This window comes from Streptomyces sp. RKND-216 (genome assembly GCF_004795255.1).
In the GTDB taxonomy this organism is placed as follows: Bacteria; Actinomycetota; Actinomycetes; order Streptomycetales; family Streptomycetaceae; genus Streptomyces; species Streptomyces hazeniae.
On record NZ_SSBQ01000002.1, the window covers coordinates 4041129 to 4059066 of the forward strand.

A 17938-nucleotide genomic window follows, 5' to 3' on the forward strand; every position below is an offset into this window, starting at 1 on the left:
ACACTAGGGCTCTCGCTAGAGAGCACCGACGAAGCTGATCGCACGGCCACGGCCGGTGAGTTTTCGACAGCCCCCAGACGCCTTCGCAAAGGAGAGCCGGTCCCAGATGAGTGTGACGACGCAGGGTGCGGGCGGTCCTTCGGACGGTGGAGCCGCGTCCCGGATCGCGGTGGTGCCGCAGCCCGTGAGCGTACAGCCCGACGCCGGGGCCGCGTACGAACTCACCGCCGGCGACGCCGTGCACGCGAGTGCCGGCTCCCGGGCCGCGCAGGACGCCGCCGGCTTCCTGGCGGAGCTGCTCCGCACCCCGACCGGATTCCCGCTGCCGGTGCGAGAGGTGCCCGCCGGCGAGGAGTCGCCGGGCGGCGTCGCGCTGCTGCTCGACGAGGCGGACACCGCGACCGATCCGGGCAGCTACACGGTGGACGTCACCCCGCGCGGGGTGACGATCCGCGCCGGGGAACGCGAGGGCCTCTTCAACGGCGTCGCCACGCTGCGGCAGCTGCTGCCCGTGCGGATCGACAGCCCCGAGCGGGTCGAGGGGTGCCCGTGGCGGATACCCGGCGGACGCGTCATCGACCGGCCCCGGTACGTGTACCGCGGCGCGATGCTCGACGTGGCGCGCAACTTCATGCCCCCGGTCGACGTCAAGCGGTACATCGACTCGCTCGCCCGCTACAAGATCAACCACCTGCACCTGCACCTCACCGACGATCAGGGCTGGCGCATCGAGATCACCTCGCGGCCGGAGCTGACGGCGACCGGCGGCGGCAGCGGCGCGGGCGGCATCAGCAAGGGTCACTACACCCAGGACGAGTACCGGGACCTGGTTGCCCATGCCTGGTCGCGCGGCATCACGGTCGTCCCGGAGATCGAGGGCCCCAACCACGCCCACGCGGCGCTGGCCTCCTACGGCGAGCTGAGCGAGGACGGCACGGCGCCGCCGCTGCACGTGGGCTACGGCCCGAGCCAGCAGGGCCTCGCGATCCAGGGGGAGGAGACCTACGCGCTCCTCGACGACGTGATCCGCGAGGTCGCGGCGATGACGCCGGGCCCCTACCTGCACGTCGGCGGCGACGAGACCGACAACCGCACGCCCGAGGACCTGGCCCACTACTTCGGGCGCATCGCTCAGCTCGTCCGCAAGTACGGCAAGCAGCTGATCGGCTGGCAGGAGTCCGCAGCCCACCTGGAGCCCGCGGACACCGTCACCGAGTTCTGGGTGCAGGGCCGCAACGACGAGCAGGTGATCGCCGCGGCCGAAGGCGGGGCGAAGGTCATCGTCGCGCCCTGCGAGCACGCCTACCTCGACATGCGCTACGCGCCCGGCAAGCCCGAGTACCCCGTCGGCACCGACTGGGCGGGCACCGTGGACCTGCGCAAATCCTACGCGTGGCAGCCGGAGGACCTGCTCGACGGGCTCCCCGCCAAGGCCGTGATGGGCGTGGAGGCGGCGCTGTGGACGGAGGTCGTCTTCGGTATCAACCAGGCCGAACTGCTGGCCTTCCCGCGGCTGCTGGCCGTGGCCGAGACCGGCTGGTCGCCCGCCGCCGCCAAGGACTGGGACGGCTTCGCCGAGCGGGTCGCCGCGCAGGGCCCCCGGTTGCGGCAGGCCGGCGTCAACTACTACCGGACCCCCGAGGTCCGCTGGCCCTTCGGCAGCTGACGGGCCCCTCGGCCGCCCGCCGTCCGCCCGCTTCCGGTCGCGTGTCCCCATGCCATCGGAAGCGGGGCGGACGGCGGCCCTGCGGGGCGGACGGCCGGCCTGCCGACCAGGGGCTCCGGACCGGCTCAAAGACGTGAGCCGGATGAAGTCTTAGGGACCTCCCCACTCCGTTCGCTCCGATACTCGGCGCATGTCGGTAAGGGTGAGTACGGAAACGCTGCAGGGGCTGACCGACGGTTGGCTCGCCGAGGACCTCGACGCGTGGACGCGCCACGTTCTGAGGCGCCACTTCGATCCCGAGGGCGGTTCCGCCTACTGGCTCAAGAAGCGGGCCGAACTCGACTTCGACCCGCTGGAGATCGAGCGGTACGACGAGCTGTCCGCCTTCGACCACTTCGACCTGGCGATCCTCCGCGACTCCGACCCCGCCGACTTCGTGCCGCAGAGCGTGCCGCGTCCGCTGGCCGGACGGGTCTGGGAGTCGGGCGGCACCACGGGCAAGCCGTGCCGCGCCTTCTACACCGAGGCGATGGCGCAGCACTGGGCCGCGTGGCGGCACAAGGGCCGTCTGATGGCCGGGTTCCGGCCGGGCGGCGTGTGGATCGACGCCTGCCCCAGCGGCCCGCACCTGGTCGGTGAGGAGGCCGACCACCTGGCCGACATGTACGGCTCGATGGTCTACTCCATCGACCTCGACCCGCGCTGGATCAAGACGCTCATCCGCGGTGGCCGTCTCGCGGAGATGCAGGAGTACGTCGACCACGTCGTCGAGCAGATCGTCGACATCCTGGACACCCGCCCGGTCGACTACCTGCGCACCACGCCGGCGACCGTGCAGGCACTGATCAACCAGCGCCCGGAGTTGATGGCGAAGCTGTCCGGCGTCTACCTCGGCGGCACCCAGTTCACCCCCGACGCGTACCGGAAGTTCGCCGAGGCCATGCCGCACGGCGTCATCGGCATGACCTATGGCAACACCTTCGGCAACGCCAACGGCATGCCCTCGCCCGACGGCGGGGCCACGCTGCCGTACGTGCCGAACTTCCCGCACACCACCATGACGATCGTCGACCGCACGGACGAGTCCCGCGTCGTCGAATACGGCGAGATCGGCCGGGTGCGGCTGATGGTCCTGCACGAGGACCTGTTCATGCCCAACGTCCTGGAGCGGGACCAGGCGATCCGCTTCGACACCGGGGACGACTGGCCGTGCGACGGCGTGGCCAACGTGCAGCCGCTCGTGGTGTCCGCCGACAAGCCCGAGGGCCTGTACTGACGGCGGCCCGCCGCGCGTCCGCCCCCCGGGCTCGCGCCCGGGGACGGCTCCGCGTCGCGGGCCCCGCACGTTCCGGCCGCCGGTGCCGCCCGGCGGCCGTTCCCGTATCACCTCGACACTCCTTCGAGAGGCATGGCGGAATGTTGCGCACCGAGTTGATCAGGCCGCTGCACGAGTTGCTCCGCGAACACGCCGACCGCCTCGGGACGAAGACCGCCTTCCGGGACGAGCACCGGGCGGTCGACTACGCCGCACTCGAAGAACGCACCCGTCGGCTCGCCGGGCACCTCGCCGCGCTCGGCCTGGTCCGCGGCGCACGGGCCGGCGTCTGCCTCGGCAACCGCGTCGAGACCGTGGAGAGCTACCTGGCCGTCGCACGGGCGAGCGCCGTCGGCGTGCCCCTCAACCCGCACGCCACCGACGAGGAACTCACCCACCTGCTCACCGACAGCGGCGCCGCCCTGCTCGTCACCGACCGGCCGCATCTGGAGCAGGTGATGCGGCTGCTGCCCGACCACCCCGGACTGCGGGTCCTGGTCACCGGCGACGGCCCGCTGCCCGACGGACTCGTGGGCTTCGACGCGCTGGCCGCCTCCGAGCCCCCGCAGCCCGCCCGCGACGACGCCGGCCTGGACGACCCGGCGTGGATGCTCTACACCTCCGGCACCACCGGCAGACCCAAGGGCGTGCTCTCCACCCACCGCAAGTCGCTGTGGGGTACGGCCGCCTGCTACGCCCCCGTCCTCGGGCTGAGCGAGGACGACCGGGTGCTGTGGCCGCTGCCGCTGACCCACATGGTCGCCCACAACCTGGGCGTGCTCGGCGTCGTCGCCGTCGGTGCCACCGCGCGCATCATGGAGGGCCTGGCCGTCGACGACGTCGTCACCGCGCTGCGCGAGGAACGCCTCACCTTCCTCTGCGGCGTGCCGACGCTGTACCAGCAGATGCTGGACGTCGCCCGCGACGGCGCCCTGGACGCCCCGGACCTGCGGCTGTGCATGGTGGCCGGCTCCGCCTGCCCCACCGTGCTGCACCAGGAATTCGAGGCCGCCACCGGCATGCGGCTGCTGGACAGCTACGGCAGTACCGAGACCGGCGGGCCCATCACCACCAACCTCCCTGGCGGCCCCTGGACGCCCGGCTCCTGCGGCCTGCCGGTCCCCGGCCTGACCGTGCGCCTGACCGACCCGCGCACCGGCACCGGAGTGCCGGACGGCGAGGAGGGCGAGATCTGGGTGGACAGCCCCGCCACCATGCTGGGCTACCACGGAAGACCCGAGGCCACCGCCGAGGTGCTGACCGACGGCTGGTACCGCACCGGCGACCTGGCGCGCGCAGACGAGAACGGCTACCTCTCCATCACCGGCCGCATCAAGGAACTCATCATCCGCGGCGGCGAGAACATCCACCCCCGCGAGGTCGAGGACGTCGTCGCCCAGGTGCCCGGGGTTGCCGAGGCCGCCGTCGTCGGCGCGCCCGACGAACTCCTCGGGGAGGTGCCGGTCGCCTTCGTGGTGACCGGGCCCGGAGGCGTCGACCCCGAGGCGCTGGTCGCCCACTGCCGCGACCGGCTGTCGTACTTCAAGGTCCCGGCCGAGGTGTACGAGGTCGACGCGATCCCGCGCACCGCCATCGGCAAGATCCAGCGGCAGGCCCTGCTCGGCCTGCCCGCCCGGAAGGTGCACGGCAGGCCCGAGGGCGGTGCCGTGAGCAGCGAGGCGGCCGACGCGCACGCCCGCCGCCTCGCCGACGCGGCCCCCGAAGAACGCGGGCGTGTCCTGCTCGACCTGGTGCGGGCGGTGGCGTCCGAGGTGCTGGGCGTGGACGACGTCCGCACCGGCAGCGCCTTCAAGGACCTCGGCTTCGACTCGCTGACCGCCGTACGGCTGCGCGACCGGCTCTCCGGGGCGGTCGGCACCCGGCTGCCCGCGACACTCGCCTTCGACCACCCCACGCCCGCCGCGGTCGCCGCCCACCTGACCACCCTGCTGTACGGGGACGACGTCCCCGGCGACGAACCGGCCCCCGCCGCCCCGCGTCCCGCCGACGGAGACGATCCCGTGGCGATCGTCGCCGTCGGCTGCCGCTACCCCGGCGGCGTCGCCTCCGCCGAGGACCTGTGGCGCGTGGTCGCCGACGAGGCCGACGTCATGGGCGACTTCCCCACGGACCGCGGCTGGGACCTGGACGACCTCTTCGACGCCGACCCGGACCGCGCCGGCAAGTCGTACGCGCCCGCCGGCGGATTCCTCCACGACGCCGCCGACTTCGACGCCCCGCACTTCGGCATCAGCCCCCGCGAGGCCCTGGCCATGGACCCGCAGCAGCGGCTGCTGCTGGAGTGCTCCTGGGAGGCTTTCGAACGCGCCGGCATCGACCCGACGTCGCTGAAGGGCACCCGCACCGGCGTGTTCGCCGGCGTGATGTTCGGCGACTACGGCACGCGGCTGCACCAGCGACTGCCGGACGGCGTCGAGGGCTACCTCGGCAACGGCAGCGCCGGCAGCGTCGCCTCCGGCCGTGTCGCCTACACCTTCGGGCTGGAGGGCCCGGCCATCACCGTCGACACCGCGTGCTCCTCCTCGCTGGTGGCGCTGCACCTTGCCGCCCGGTCCCTGCGCTCCGGCGAGTGCGACATGGCCCTGGCCGGCGGCGTGACCGTGATGGCCACGCCCTCGCCGTTCGTCGAGTTCAGCCGGCAGCGGGCGCTGTCCACGGCCGGCCGCTGCAAGGCCTTCTCCTCCACCGCGGACGGCACCGCCTTCGGCGAGGGCGCCGGGCTCCTGCTGCTGGAACGCCTTTCCGACGCCCGCCGCCTCGGTCACCCGGTGCTGGCCGTGATCCGTGGCAGCGCGGTCAACCAGGACGGCGCCTCCAACGGACTCACCGCGCCCAACGGCCCGTCCCAGCAGCGCGTCATCCGGCAGGCGCTGGCCGACGCCGGGCTCGCCGCCGGCGACGTGGACGCCGTCGAGGCGCACGGCACCGGCACCACCCTCGGCGACCCCATCGAGGCCCAGGCGGTACTCGCGACGTACGGCCGGGGACGCGACGGCGAACGACCGCTGTGGCTGGGCTCGCTGAAGTCCAACATCGGCCACACGCAGGCCGCCGCAGGCGTCGGCGGCGTCATCAAGATGGTCATGGCGATGCGCCACGGCCTGCTGCCCCGCACCCTGCACATCGACGAGCCCACCCCGCACGTCGACTGGTCGGCCGGAGCGGTGCGGGTGCTCGCCCAGGCGCTGCCCTGGCCCGACGAGGGCCGCCCACGCCGCGCCGGTGTCTCCTCCTTCGGTGTCAGCGGCACCAACGCCCACCTGGTGCTGGAACAGGCCCCCGCCCGGCAGCCGGACGCACCCGACCGGGCGGCGAGCACGCCTCCGCTGCCGTGGGTGGTCTCCGCCCGCACCGAGGCCGCGCTGGAGGACCAGCTGGACCGGCTGCTCATCGCGACCACCGGTCACGACGAGCGGGAGGGCGGCGACATCGCCCGCACCCTGGCCACCGGCCGCGCCCACCTGGAGCACCGCGCGGCCGTCGTCGGGGGCGACTTCGCCCGGGCCCGCACCGGGCGCGCGCTGGACGGCGGTCTGGCCGTGCTGTTCACCGGGCAGGGCGCGCAGCGCGCCGGGATGGGCAGCGAACTCCACGCGCACTACCCGGTGTTCGCCGACGCGTTCGACGAGGTGTGCGCCGCGCTCGACCGCGAGCTGGACCGTCCGCTGCGTCAGGTCATCCTGGACCAGCCGGCACTGCTGCACCGCACCGCCTGGACCCAGCCCGCGCTGTTCGCCGTGGAGACCGCCCTGTTCCGGCTGTACGCCTCCTGGGGGCTCCGCCCGGACGCCGTGTGCGGCCACTCCGTCGGGGAACTGACCGCCGCCCACGTCGCCGGGGTGCTCTCCCTCGAGGACGCCGCCGTCCTGGTCACCGAACGCGGACGGCTGATGCAGGAGCTGCCCGAGGGCGGCACCATGGTCTCGCTGCGCGCCTCGGAGGAGGAGGTGCGGCCGCTGCTCACCGACGGCGTCGACATCGCGGCCGTCAACGGCCCCGAGTCCGTGGTCGTCTCCGGGCTGGAGGACGACGTGCTGCGCGTCACCGGACACATCGCGGTGACCGGCCGGCCGGTCAAGCGCCTCCAGGTCTCGCACGCCTTCCACTCGGTGCTGATGGAACCGATGCTGGCCGACTTCAGCAAAGTCGCCGATAGCCTCACCTACCACCGTCCGCGCATCCCCGTGGTCTCCAACCTCACCGGCCGGCTCGCCGAACCCGACGAGATCCGCACCGTCGACTACTGGGTGCGGCACGTCCGCGAGGAGGTCCGGTTCGCCGACGGCATCCACGCCCTGTACGACTCCGGCGTGCGCACCTTCCTCGAACTCGGCCCCGACGGCGTGCTCACCGCCATGGCCGAGGACTGCCTCGCCGGGTACGCCGCCCCGGGGGAGACCGCCTGCGTCGCGGCGCAGCGCCGCACGCTGCCCGAGGCCGACGCCACCGCCGAAGCGCTCGCCCGGCTGCACACCGTCGGTGCGGACGTCGACTGGTCCGCCCTCTTCGCCGGCACCGGGGCCCGTCCCACCGACCTGCCCACCTACCCGTTCCAGCGGCAGACCTACTGGCTCCAGCCCGCGTCCACCGCCCAGGACCCGGTGGCGCTCGGCCAACGGCCGGCCTCCCACGCGCTGCTCGGCGCCACCGTACGGCTCGCGGAGACCGACGAGGTGCTGCTCACCGGCAGGCTCTCCGTCCGCGAGCAGCCCTGGCTCACCGACCACGTCATCGGCGGCACCGCCCTCTTCCCCGGCACCGGCTTCGTCGAGCTCGCGATCCGGGCCGGAGACGAGGTCGGCTGCACCGTGCTGGACGAACTCGTCGTCGAAGCACCGCTGCCGCTCCCCGAACACGGCGACGTCCGCCTCCAGGTGCGCGTCGGCGAACCGGACGCCTCCGGCCGCCGGCCGGTGGACGTGCACGCCGCCACCGACGACGGCGCCCCCGAGGTCGACACCGTCTGGACCCGCCACGCGGGCGGCCACCTCGCCGCCGCCCCGGCGGCCGGCGGCGCCGCGCCGAGGCCCGAGCTGAGCGCCTGGCCGCCTGCCGGTGCCGAAGCCGTGCCGCTGGACGGCGTCTACGACCGGCTGGCCGAGGGCGGCCACGGCTACGGGACCGCCTTCCAGGGGCTGCGGGCCCTGTGGCGCAGCGACGACGCCCTGCTCGCCGAGGTCGAGATCCCCGGCGACACCGACGGGTTCGGCATCCACCCCGCACTGCTGGACGCGGCGCTGCACGCCGACGTCGTCAGCGGCGCCGCCACCCGCGAGGCGGGCGAGATGCGGCTGCCGTTCTCCTGGCACGAGGTCCGCCTCTTCGCCTCCGGCGCCACCCGGCTGCGGGTGCTGCTGCGTCCCGGACCGGACGGCGAACTCGCCGTGCACGCCGCGGACGACACCGGCGCGCCCGTGGTGGAGATCGCCGCGCTGCGCACCAGGCCCGTGGCCCGCGCCGGGGCCACTCCCGGCGCGGCCGTGCGGGACGCGCTCTTCCGCGTCGACTGGGCACCCGTGCCGGCCCCCACGACGGTCCCCGGCCGCCGCTGGGCCGTGCTGAACGGCACCGGTCCCGCCCCCGGCGCGGCCGGCGCCCTGGTTCCGTCCTACCGGGACGCCGCCGCGCTGAGCGCCGCCGTGAGCGGCGGCGCGCCGAGCCCCGACCTGGTGCTGGTGCCCTGCGCCAAGCCGGAGGACGCCCCCGACCTGCCGCCCGCCGAGGCCGTACGGCACACGATGGCGCTGGTGCTGCGACGGCTGCAGGAATGGCTCGCCGACGACCGGCTGGCGTCCACCCGGCTGGTGATCGCCACCCGCGGCGCCGTCGCCGCTCCGGCCGCCCCCGGCACGCCCGGCACGGTCACCGACCTGGTGCACGCGGCAGTCTGGGGCCTGGCCCGCTCCGCCCAGACCGAGCACCCGGGCCGGATCGTGCTCGCCGACCTCGACCCGTCCTCACCGGACCGCACGGGCGCTGCGGACTGGCGCGCGCTGGCCGCAGCCGTGGAGTCCGGCGAGGATCAGTTCGCGCTGCGCGGCGACGCGGTGCTGGTGCCGCGCCTGGCCCGCACCCCGGCTCCCGCGCCCGACGGCGCGGTGCGGCCGCTCGACCCCGAGGGCGTCGTGCTCCTCACCGGCGGCACCGGCGCGCTCGGCCGCACCTTCGCCCGCCACCTGGTGACCGAACGCGGCGCCCGGCACCTGCTGCTGGCCAGCCGCAGAGGGGCACAGGCCCCCGGCGCCGAGGCCCTGGCCGCCGAACTGACCGAGCTGGGCGCCGAGGTGCGGACGGCCTCCTGCGACGCCGGCGACCCGGACGCGCTGGCCGCGCTGCTGGCCGGACTGAACCGCCCGCTCACCGCCGTCATGCACACCGCGGGCGTCCTGGACGACGGCGTCGTGGAGGCCCTCGACGCCCGGCGCCTGGACCGGGTGCTGCGGCCCAAGGCCGAGGCCGCGCTCCACCTGCACCGGCTCACCCGGGAACACGACCTGGCCGAATTCACCGTCTTCTCCTCCGTCGCGGGCGTCCTCGGCGGCCCCGGACAGGCCAACTACGCCGCGGCCAACGCGTTCCTCGACGCCCTGATGCACCACCGCCGCGCCCAGGGACTGCCCGGCACCTCGCTCGCCTGGGGCCTGTGGGAACCGCAGGGCGACGACTCCGGCGCCACCGGCATGGCCGCGGACCTCACCGCCGCCGACCGCAAACGGATGTCCCGCGACGGCATGCGCCCGCTCTCCGCACACGAGGGCCTGGCGCTGTACGACGCCGCCCGGGCACGCGGGGAGGCGCTGCTCGTCCCGGCACGGCTGGACCTGGCCGCGCTGCGCGCCGGCACGACGCCCCTGCCGTCCCTGCTGCGCGGCCTGGTCCGTCCGGCCCGCCGCACCGCCGCGGCCGCCGCCCCGGCACCCGACGTGCGGCAGCGCCTCGCCGCGCTTCCCCCGGCCGAACGGGAGGCCGCGCTGCGCGAGCTGGTGCGCGCCGAGGTCGCCGCCGTGCTCGGCTTCGCCGGCCCGGAGGACGTCACCGCCGAGCAGAGTCTCGGCGAGTCGGGGTTCGACTCGCTGACCGCCGTCGAGCTGCGCAACCGGCTGGGCGCCGCCACCGGCCTGCGGCTGTCGACCACCCTGGTCTTCGACCACTCCACCCCGGCCGCGCTCGCCTCCCACCTGGGCGAACGCCTCGCCGCGGGGCAGGCCGCGCCCGCCGGCACCTCCGCGCCCACCGAACCGCCCGCACCCGCGGGCCCGCCGTCCGCCGGCGCCGCGCCCACAAGAGAACCCCAGTCGCCGGACGCGCCCGTCCCCGCCGACTCGCTCTTCGCCCTGCTGGGCGACGGCGCCGAACACACCCTGAGCGCACTGTTCCGCCGGGCCTGCCTCGACGGCCGCTCCCAGGCCGGATTCGCCTTCCTGCACAGCGCCGCCGGACTGCGCCCCGCGTACAGCACGCCCGGGGACTTCGGGCGCGCGTTCCAGGCGACCCGTCTCGCCCCCGGCGGCGACACCGCACGGCCGACCCTGATCTGTCTCAGCTCGTACGTGGCGCTGGGCGGCGTGCACGAGTACGCCCGTCTCGCCGCGCGGTTCCGCGGCGAACGCGCCGTGCGCGCCCTGGCCAACCCCGGCTTCGACGCCGACGACCCGCTGCCGAAGTCCGCCGACGCCGTCGTCGGCCTGCTCGCCGAAACGGCGCTGCGGGCCGCCGAGGACGGCCCGTTCGTCCTCGTGGGCTCCTCCTCCGGCGGCGTCCTCGCCCACACCGTCGCCGCCCGCCTCGCCGGAGAGGGCAAGGCCCCCGAGGCGGTCGTCCTGCTCGACACCTATCCGCCGACCCCGGTCGACTCGCCGCTGAACCACTTCCTGGACGCCCTGGTCGACGGCATGTACCAGCGCCAGGAGGACGGCGTCGCCCGCATGGACTTCGCCCGGCTCACCGCCATGGGCCGCTACTTCGACCTGTTCTCGGACTGGACGCAGCCGCCGCTCGACGTACCGCAGCTCCTGCTGCGGGCCTCCGAGTCGCTGCTCCCCGACGCCGGGGACGACGGGTGGCGCACGAGCTGGTCGGCCGCCGGCACCGTGCTCGACGTGCCCGGCGACCACTTCACGCTGATGGAGGCGCACGCCGACACCACCGCCGACGCTGTACGCGGCTGGCTGTCCCGGCTCTGCGCCTGAACCGTCCGCCGACCCGTCTCTCCGCCGGACCGCACACGCGAAGGGCGCCCGGCGACCGCACCGGTCGCCGGGCGCCCTTCGCCCTGCGGGCCTCAGCCGCGGCGGAGGCGGACGCCGTGCTCGAAGACCGCGGCGACGGCCTGCGACACCGCCTGCGGACGGTCCACGAACACCACCGGGAACGGGTACTGCAGCGCGTTCATCACCGGCGAGGGGCCGATGACCAGGCCGAGCTGCGCCCGGTGGTCCTTCATCCCCTGCGTCAGGTCCACCACACTGATCGGCGCCGAGACGTTGTCCACGAACATCGAACAGACCTCGTCCGCCCGCGTCAGGGTCTTCTGCTCCAGGCAGGAGCAGAGCGTCAGCGAGGGGTCCTTGAACGGGACCCGCTCGATGCGTGCCCGGCTCGCCTCGCGAGCGGCCGCCCGCAGCGGGCTGTGCACCGCGAGGTCGGCGCCCTCGGTGACGTTGACGACCCCCTCCGGCTCGCCCGCGGCCAGCTTCTCCAGCGCGTCGCGGTAGCCGGCGAGCAGCACGATGCGGATCTTCCCGCCGGCGTCGCACCCGAAGTCCGCGGCCTTCCAGACACCCTCGCGCTGCTCGCCGTAGTAGTGGTCCGGGTCGTGGTCCAGGGCCAGGTACGCGGCGGCGATGCCCTCGGGACGGCCGCCGCCCGTCTCCTCGTCCTGCGGCCTGTGCTCGCCCCGGGTCAGCAGCTCCATCAGGTCGCGCCGCTCGATCGCGCCGGCGACGCAGCTGCCGACCAGGCCGCCCAGGCTGAGACCGCCGGTCATCTCCGGGCGCAGGCCCTTCTTCATCAGCACGTCCTGGATGCCGAGCTGCGCTGCGGCCAGGCCGACGGAGACGACCTGGATGCGCTCCCCGTCGTCGGCGTACTCGCCGTTCTGCTTCAGCAGCGGCTCCACGTCGATGCCGGTCCACTCCGACGCCTGCCGGAAGGACTCGCGCACCTCCTCGTGGGCGTCGTAGAACTCGATGACCCCGTCCGGCTGGTACTGGAACAGGTTCGTACCGAAGATGGACGCGAGAGCCACGGGTCACCTCGAAGAAGGTCGGAGCAGGAAAGCGGGGGCGCGGAGTTCCTGATGCTAGGCGCGTGATTCGAGTGAGTCTCCTAGGGCCTGGACGGCGCCCCCGGGGCGTCGTGCCCGGCTCCGGAGCCGCTGGCTACAGTGCCGGGCATGGGCCACGGTTACCTGGTGTCGGCTGTGATCGACGGATGCTTCGCCTTGTTCGCCCTCGTCCCGATCCGCAGGCCCCTGCCGCTCAGCGGGGTCGGCTACTACTTCGGCCTCGTCTTCAACGAACTCCCCTTCGTCGCCTGCTGGCTGATCGCCGCGTCCGCGCTGCCCAGGGCGGTGCGCGGCGACCTGGACACCCCCGCCGAGTGGGTCGCCTTCGGGGTCGCCATGCTGGCCGCTCTGGGATTCGTGGTGGTCGCGGTGCGGGCGCTGCCCGCCCCGGGGGCCGTGCGGGAGGCGCTGGCCGACGGCCTGGGGGAGGAGTGGCGCCGGTCGCTGCCGCCCGGGGCGGCAGCGCTGCGGCGCCGGACGCCGTGGGCGCGGATCGCGCTGTGGCCCTTCCCGTTCCTGGGACGCGGGTGGCGCGTGCAGCGGATCGCGGACGTCGCGTACGGGCCGGCGGGCCGCCAGAACACGCTCGACCTCTACCGCAGGCGGGGCGTAACGTCGGACGCCCCCGTCTTCGTCTACCTGCACGGCGGCCGTTTTGTCAGCGGAAGGAAGAACCGCGAGGCGCTGCCGCTGCTGCACCGGCTCGCCCGGCAGGGCTGGGTGTGCGTCAGCGCCAACTACCGGCTGAGCCCCCCGGCGGTCTGGCCCGACCACCTGGTCGACGTCAAGAAGGTCCTCGCATGGGTGCGGCGGCACGGGGCGGAGTTCGGCGCCGACCCGTCGACCGTGTTCGTCGGGGGAAGCTCGGCGGGCGGCCACCTGGCGGCGTGCGCCGGCCTCACCCCGAACGACCCGGCGTACCAGCCCGGCTTCGAGTCGGCGGACACCTCCGTCACCGCGGTGGTCTCGCTGTACGGGTGGTACGGGAACGTGAACGCCGGGGAGCGGGTGCCGTCGTCGCCGCACGGCGTGCTGCGGGAGGACGCGCCGCCGTTCTTCGTCACGCACGGCGACAAGGACCCGCTGGTGCACGTGGACGGGGCGCGGCAGTTCGTGCGGCGGCTGCGGGAGGTCTCCCGCAGCCCGGTGGTGTACGCGGAGCTGCCGGGGGCGCACCACGCGTACGACCTGTTCCACTCGATCCGCTCCGAGGCCGTCGTCGACGGTGTCGAGGCGTTCGCGGCGTGGGTGCGGGCGACGTCCGCCACCCGCACCGACTGAACGCCGGGCGCGCCGCGGGCCCGGAGACGCGGGATGCCCCCGACTACCGGGCCGCCGTGTGGGCGCGTACCATCCGGACGACTTCGTCGCCCGCCCAGACCGAGTGGTCGAGCTTTCCCGAGAAGACCGTGACGTAGCCGGGGCCGGGGGACTCGACCATCGACGGCCGGGCGTCGGTGTCGTCACGACGCGCCAGCACCACTCGGGGGCCGTGCAGCACGTCGTGCAGCCGGGCCGTGCGCAGGGACGGGACGAAGCGTGTCGCTCCCTCCAGCACCCGGCCGAACCTGGCCTCCAGACCGGCGCGGTCGAGCGTGCCGAAGTCCGGGTCGCGCCACGCGGCTGGGGCGACCTCGGCGGTGACGCGTTCCAGCACGCTGTGCTCGACGTGGTAGAGCAGGAACTTCCCGGAGCGGCCGAACGGCAGCAGCGTGGTGAACTTCCCGTCCATGACGGTGACGCCCACCGGCGGGTGGTCCCAGTCGACGACGAACACCGCCGTGTACTCGTACTGCCGGTCCGGCGCCGGCAGGCCGAGCTGCCGGGTGAGCCGGTTGGTGTCGGAGAAGGTGCAGTTGACCACCGCGTCGAACACGCCGGCGACGCCGTCGGCGGTACGCACGGCGAACTGCTCCCCGCGGGCCTCGACGGCCTCCACGTCCGTGCCGAGGCGCACGGTCGCCGGCGACGCGTCGAGCCGCCGGACGAGCATGTCGCGGAGGTGCGCGCAGTCGATGACGGCCTCCTCGGTGAGCATCCCCAGCGAGACGCCGGTCACCGGCGGGCTGTAGCGCGCCGGTTCGACCAGTTCGTAGGTCAGGCCCACCCCGTCACAGAAGTCCAGGTACTCCTGCGGCGTCACCGCCGAGTCCTCCTCGGCGACGAAGTAGCCGTTGGGGAAGTCCGTCACGACGCACTCGGAGAACTCCTTGCGGAACCTCTCGTAGCCGCGGATGCACTGCTCCGCCGTGGTCCGGTCGCGCGGGTAGTGGAAGCCCAGGTGCAGGCGGTTCTGGTTGTTGAACGACGCCTGGGCGAGCGGCCGACGGTTCCGCTCGAAGACCGTGACCCGGTAGCCCTCCTCGGCCAGCCGGAGCGCCGCGACGGCGCCGAACACGCCGCAGCCGACGACGGCCACACCACCCGCTTCAGACATGAGCGCCTCCGTTGACCCCGATGATCTGTCCGTTCAGGCCGGCCCAGGCCGGGTCGCAGAGGCCCGCGATCACTCCGGCGACCTCCTGAGCGGTCACCAGCCGGCCGGTCGGCGTGCGCTCGCGGTGCACCGAGCGGCGCTCCGGCGCCATGTCCCGGTACATGGTGCTGTCCTCGATCAGCGCGGGAGAGACGGCGTTCACCCGGATCCGCGGCGCCAGCCAGGTGGCCAGCGACTTGACCAGGCCGATCACGGCCGCCTTGGAGGCGGCGTAGACCGGGTCGAAGCTTCCCCGCTCGCCCGAGACGGAGGCCGTCATGACGACCTGGCCGCCGTCGCCCATCAGCGGCAGCAGGCGGCGCAGCAGCGCGGCCTGCGCGCCGACGTTCACCGTCAGCACGTCGGCGATCTGCTCGTCGGAGTAGGCGTCCAGCGAGTCGCCGGGAAGGATGCCGGCGAGGAACACCACGACGTCCAGCCGCGCGACGCGTTCGGCGCAGGCAGCGGCGGCGGCGTCCAGCGACGCCGGATCGCGCAGGTCCAGCGCAAGAGTGCGGTCCGGGGCCAGCCCCGGCACCACCCCCGTGCGCCCGGTTCCGTGGACGTGGTCGCCCCGCTGCGCGAAGGCGTCGACCACGGCGGCGCCGATCGAGGAACCCGCCCCGACGACGAGCGTGTTGCGGGGCGGGTCGTGTGGCAGGTCGTGGGGGAGGGAGGTCATGCTTCCTCGGCGAACGACGCGATGGTCCTCTTCAGCCCGTCGGCGAGCGGGACGCGGGGCTCCCAGCCCAGCACCCGGCGCGCCTTGGCGATGTCCGGCCGGCGGCGCTGCGGGTCGTCCGGGTGGGCCTCGACGAAGGAGACGGAGGATGTGCTGCCGGTCAGTTCGAGTACGTGCTCGGCCAGTTCCCGCACGGTGATCTCCTGCGGGTTGCCGATGTTGACCGGGCCGGTCTCGCCGCTGCGGGCGAGGGCGAGGATGCCCTGCACGGTGTCCTCGACGTAGCACAGCGACCGGGTCTGGGAGCCGTCCCCCATGACCGGCAGCGGCTCGCCGGCGAGTGCCTGCTTGATGAAGGTGGGCACCACGCGCCCGTCGTCGCCGCGCATGTCCGGCCCGTAGGAGTTGAACAGCCGCGCGATCGCGGCGTCCACCTGGTACTCCTGCCGGAACGCCATGGTCATCGCCTCGGAGAAGCGCTTCGACTCGTCGTAGCAGGCGCGCGGCCCGACCGGGTTGACGTTCCCCCAGTACTCCTCGCGCTGCGGGTGCTCCAGGGGATTGCCGTAGACCTCGGAGGTTGAGGTGATCACGAACCGGGCCTGCTTCTCACGCGCCAGCTCCAGCGTGTGGAAGGTGCCGTGTCCGCCGGCGCGGAGCGTCGCCACCGGCATGCCGAAGTAGTCGACCGGCGAGGCCGGGCACGCGAGGTGCAGGACGCAGTCGACGTCGCCCGCGACCTGGAACGGCTCGACGATGTCCGCCTCGAGAAAGGTGAAGCGGGAATTCTCCCTCAGGTCGGCGATGTTCTTCAGCCGCCCGGTGCTCAGATTGTCGACGCAGGTGACGGATTCCCCCGATTCGATCAGGGTCCGGCACAGATGGGAGCCGACGAATCCCGCGCCGCCCGTGACGACGGTGTGCTGCGCCGTCCGCCCCGTCTCCTTCTCGGGTGGAATGGCATGACTCATCGTCGACTCCCTGCGGGCTCACTTGCGAATTCCGGAGCATGCACCCAGGGGGAACGGGGGCATCCCAGAGGAGACTGGAGCCAGGATCATAGAAGTGGATCGGCTAGTGAATGTCATAGAGGCGAAGCGGGCGGCGGGCATGGGGAAACCCGGCCCGCGCACGGGCGTTCCCCCGCCCGTGCCCCAGGTGGAGCGGCGGCTCAGCCGAGCATGTCCTCGATGAGGTCGGCGGCCTGCGCGGCACCGCCCGCGGACCGGACCTCCTCGCGCAGCCGCGCCAGCCGGGCCGGCACCTCCGGGTCGGCGACGATCGCGGTCACCGCGTCCCGCAGCGCTTCGGCGGTGGCGTCCGCGGCCGGGACGTGGCGGGCCACGCCCAGTCCGACCAGCTGCTCGGTGTTGCTGAAGTGGTCGGCCCCCTGCGGCACGGCGACCATGGGCACCCCGTGGTACAGGGCCTCCGCGCAGCCGCCGGTCCCCGCGTGGGTGACGAACGCGTCGGCCTGCTCCAGCACCGCCAGCTGCGGCACCCAGGGGTGCACCTCGACGTTCGCGGGGATGGGCCCGAGGTCCGCCTGGTCGACCTTCAGCCCGATCACGAGCACCACGTGCCAGCCCGGCAGGTCGCCGAACGCCGCGAGGCACTGGCGGTAGAACTCCGGCTGGTCGGTGAAGGAGGACCCGAAGGAGATCAGCAGCACCTTCTCCGCGCCGTCCGGCCGCGTCCAGCTGCCCTGGGCCTCGCGTCCGCCGAGACACGGACCGACGAACGCCGCCCGGTCCGGGTCGAAGTCGTCGGCCCTCGGCTGGAGCACCTTCGCGCACAGGCTCACCAGCCGCGGCGCCCTGCCGGTGAACTCGCCCACGTCCGTGGTGACGGCGCCGTTCTCGGCCAGCCACTTGGCGAACCGCTCCTGGTACTCGGCCTCCCGCACCGCGTCCGTGCTCGGCGCGGGCTCCGGCGCCGCGTCCTCGCCGCCCCGGGGGGTGACGATGGTCGGCGAGAGGTGGGCGCACGGACGGCCCTGCGACTCGGCCAGCAGGCGGCCCACGTAGGAGCCGGTGTCGTAGAGGTAGACGTCGGCGGGGTCGTCGTCGTACGCGGCCTTCAGCTGCGGCAGGGCCCGCATGTTGCCGTCGAGGAACACGTTGATCGCGGAGAGCGCGTCCTCGGCCCACTCGCCGCCCGCCTCCGGCAGTTCGCGGAGCACCGGCACGAACTCGCCGCCGGTGACCGTCGCCAGGTGGGCGACGGCGGGCTCGTTGGCGACGGTCACCCGGTGGCCGCGGGACACCAGCTCGTGGATGACCTCCAGCATGGGCATGATGTGGCCGGGGTCCGGGTTGCCGATCACGGCGACGTGGGCGTTTCGGCGAGTCAAGGGGAGATCACCCGTTCAACGTGGGTCGGTGTGGGCGGGGCGCGAACGCGGCCGTGCGGTCCGCCGCGGGTGCGGGCACGGGTCAGCATGTCGGCCGCGCGGGGCCGGACGGCGTGGTGCGGCCGGGGTCTGAGTGAAC

At 73.9% G+C, this 17938-nt stretch carries 9 protein-coding genes; 4 read left to right on the forward strand and 5 right to left on the reverse strand.

What is annotated here, in order from left to right; genetic code table 11:
- Positions 1-106: 106 nt before the first annotated feature.
- The 3 genes from E4198_RS18035 (at position 107) to E4198_RS18045 (ending at position 11191) form a co-directional block, all read left to right on the forward strand.
- Positions 107-1666, forward strand: coding sequence for a beta-N-acetylhexosaminidase (locus tag E4198_RS18035; protein WP_136184074.1), 1560 nt, complete (start codon positions 107-109; stop codon positions 1664-1666).
- A 190-nt stretch (positions 1667-1856) separates the two neighbouring features.
- Positions 1857-2942: an arylcarboxylate reductase gene (locus E4198_RS18040; protein WP_136184075.1), complete on the forward strand. Its 1086-nt coding sequence runs from the start codon at positions 1857-1859 to the stop codon at positions 2940-2942.
- Positions 2943-3082: 140 nt separating this feature from the next.
- Positions 3083-11191 (forward strand): type I polyketide synthase, encoded by an 8109-nt coding sequence (locus tag E4198_RS18045; protein ID WP_136184076.1) that lies wholly within the window; start codon positions 3083-3085, stop codon positions 11189-11191.
- A 92-nt stretch (positions 11192-11283) separates the two neighbouring features.
- Here E4198_RS18045 and E4198_RS18050 read toward each other — a convergent pair whose 3' ends face one another.
- Positions 11284-12249, reverse strand: a complete 966-nt coding sequence (locus tag E4198_RS18050; RefSeq protein ID WP_136184077.1) for an ACP S-malonyltransferase — start codon at positions 12247-12249, stop codon at positions 11284-11286.
- 147 nt (positions 12250-12396) lie between these two features.
- On the opposite strand from E4198_RS18050, the gene E4198_RS18055 reads away from it, so the two are divergent.
- Positions 12397-13569 (forward strand): alpha/beta hydrolase, encoded by a 1173-nt coding sequence (locus tag E4198_RS18055; protein ID WP_136184078.1) that lies wholly within the window; start codon positions 12397-12399, stop codon positions 13567-13569.
- 43 nt (positions 13570-13612) lie between these two features.
- Here the strand turns inward: E4198_RS18055 and E4198_RS18060 are convergent, their stop codons facing one another.
- The 4 genes from E4198_RS18060 to E4198_RS18075 all read right to left on the reverse strand — a co-directional run bounded on the left by E4198_RS18060 (position 13613) and on the right by E4198_RS18075 (position 17799).
- Positions 13613-14725: an FAD-dependent oxidoreductase gene (locus E4198_RS18060; protein WP_136184079.1), complete on the reverse strand. Its 1113-nt coding sequence runs from the start codon at positions 14723-14725 to the stop codon at positions 13613-13615.
- A complete protein-coding gene (locus tag E4198_RS18065) occupies positions 14718-15446 on the reverse strand; it encodes an SDR family oxidoreductase (protein ID WP_136184080.1) in 729 nt (242 codons plus the stop codon). The genes E4198_RS18060 and E4198_RS18065 overlap by 8 nt, the downstream gene beginning before the upstream one ends.
- Positions 15443-16417, reverse strand: coding sequence for a UDP-glucuronic acid decarboxylase family protein (locus tag E4198_RS18070; RefSeq protein WP_136184081.1), 975 nt, complete (start codon positions 16415-16417; stop codon positions 15443-15445). The genes E4198_RS18065 and E4198_RS18070 overlap by 4 nt, the downstream gene beginning before the upstream one ends.
- A 200-nt stretch (positions 16418-16617) precedes the next feature.
- On the reverse strand, positions 16618-17799 hold the full coding sequence (locus tag E4198_RS18075) for a macrolide family glycosyltransferase (RefSeq protein WP_136184082.1): 1182 nt from the start codon (positions 17797-17799) through the stop codon (positions 16618-16620).
- Between the last annotated feature and the right edge of the window lie 139 nt (positions 17800-17938).

What these genes read in the sequence shown, in the direction of transcription:
- E4198_RS18035 (WP_136184074.1), top strand. Translation starts at nt 107, where the DNA reads ATGAGTGTGACGACGCAGGGTGCGGGCGGTCCTTCGGACGGTGGAGCC.
- E4198_RS18040 (WP_136184075.1), top strand. Translation starts at nt 1,857, where the DNA reads ATGTCGGTAAGGGTGAGTACGGAAACGCTGCAGGGGCTGACCGACGGT.
- E4198_RS18045 (WP_136184076.1), top strand. Translation starts at nt 3,083, where the DNA reads ATGTTGCGCACCGAGTTGATCAGGCCGCTGCACGAGTTGCTCCGCGAA.
- E4198_RS18055 (WP_136184078.1), top strand. Translation starts at nt 12,397, where the DNA reads ATGGGCCACGGTTACCTGGTGTCGGCTGTGATCGACGGATGCTTCGCC.
- E4198_RS18060 (WP_136184079.1), bottom strand. Translation starts at nt 14,725, where the DNA reads ATGTCTGAAGCGGGTGGTGTGGCCGTCGTCGGCTGCGGCGTGTTCGGC.
- E4198_RS18065 (WP_136184080.1), bottom strand. Translation starts at nt 15,446, where the DNA reads ATGACCTCCCTCCCCCACGACCTGCCACACGACCCGCCCCGCAACACG.
- E4198_RS18070 (WP_136184081.1), bottom strand. Translation starts at nt 16,417, where the DNA reads ATGAGTCATGCCATTCCACCCGAGAAGGAGACGGGGCGGACGGCGCAG.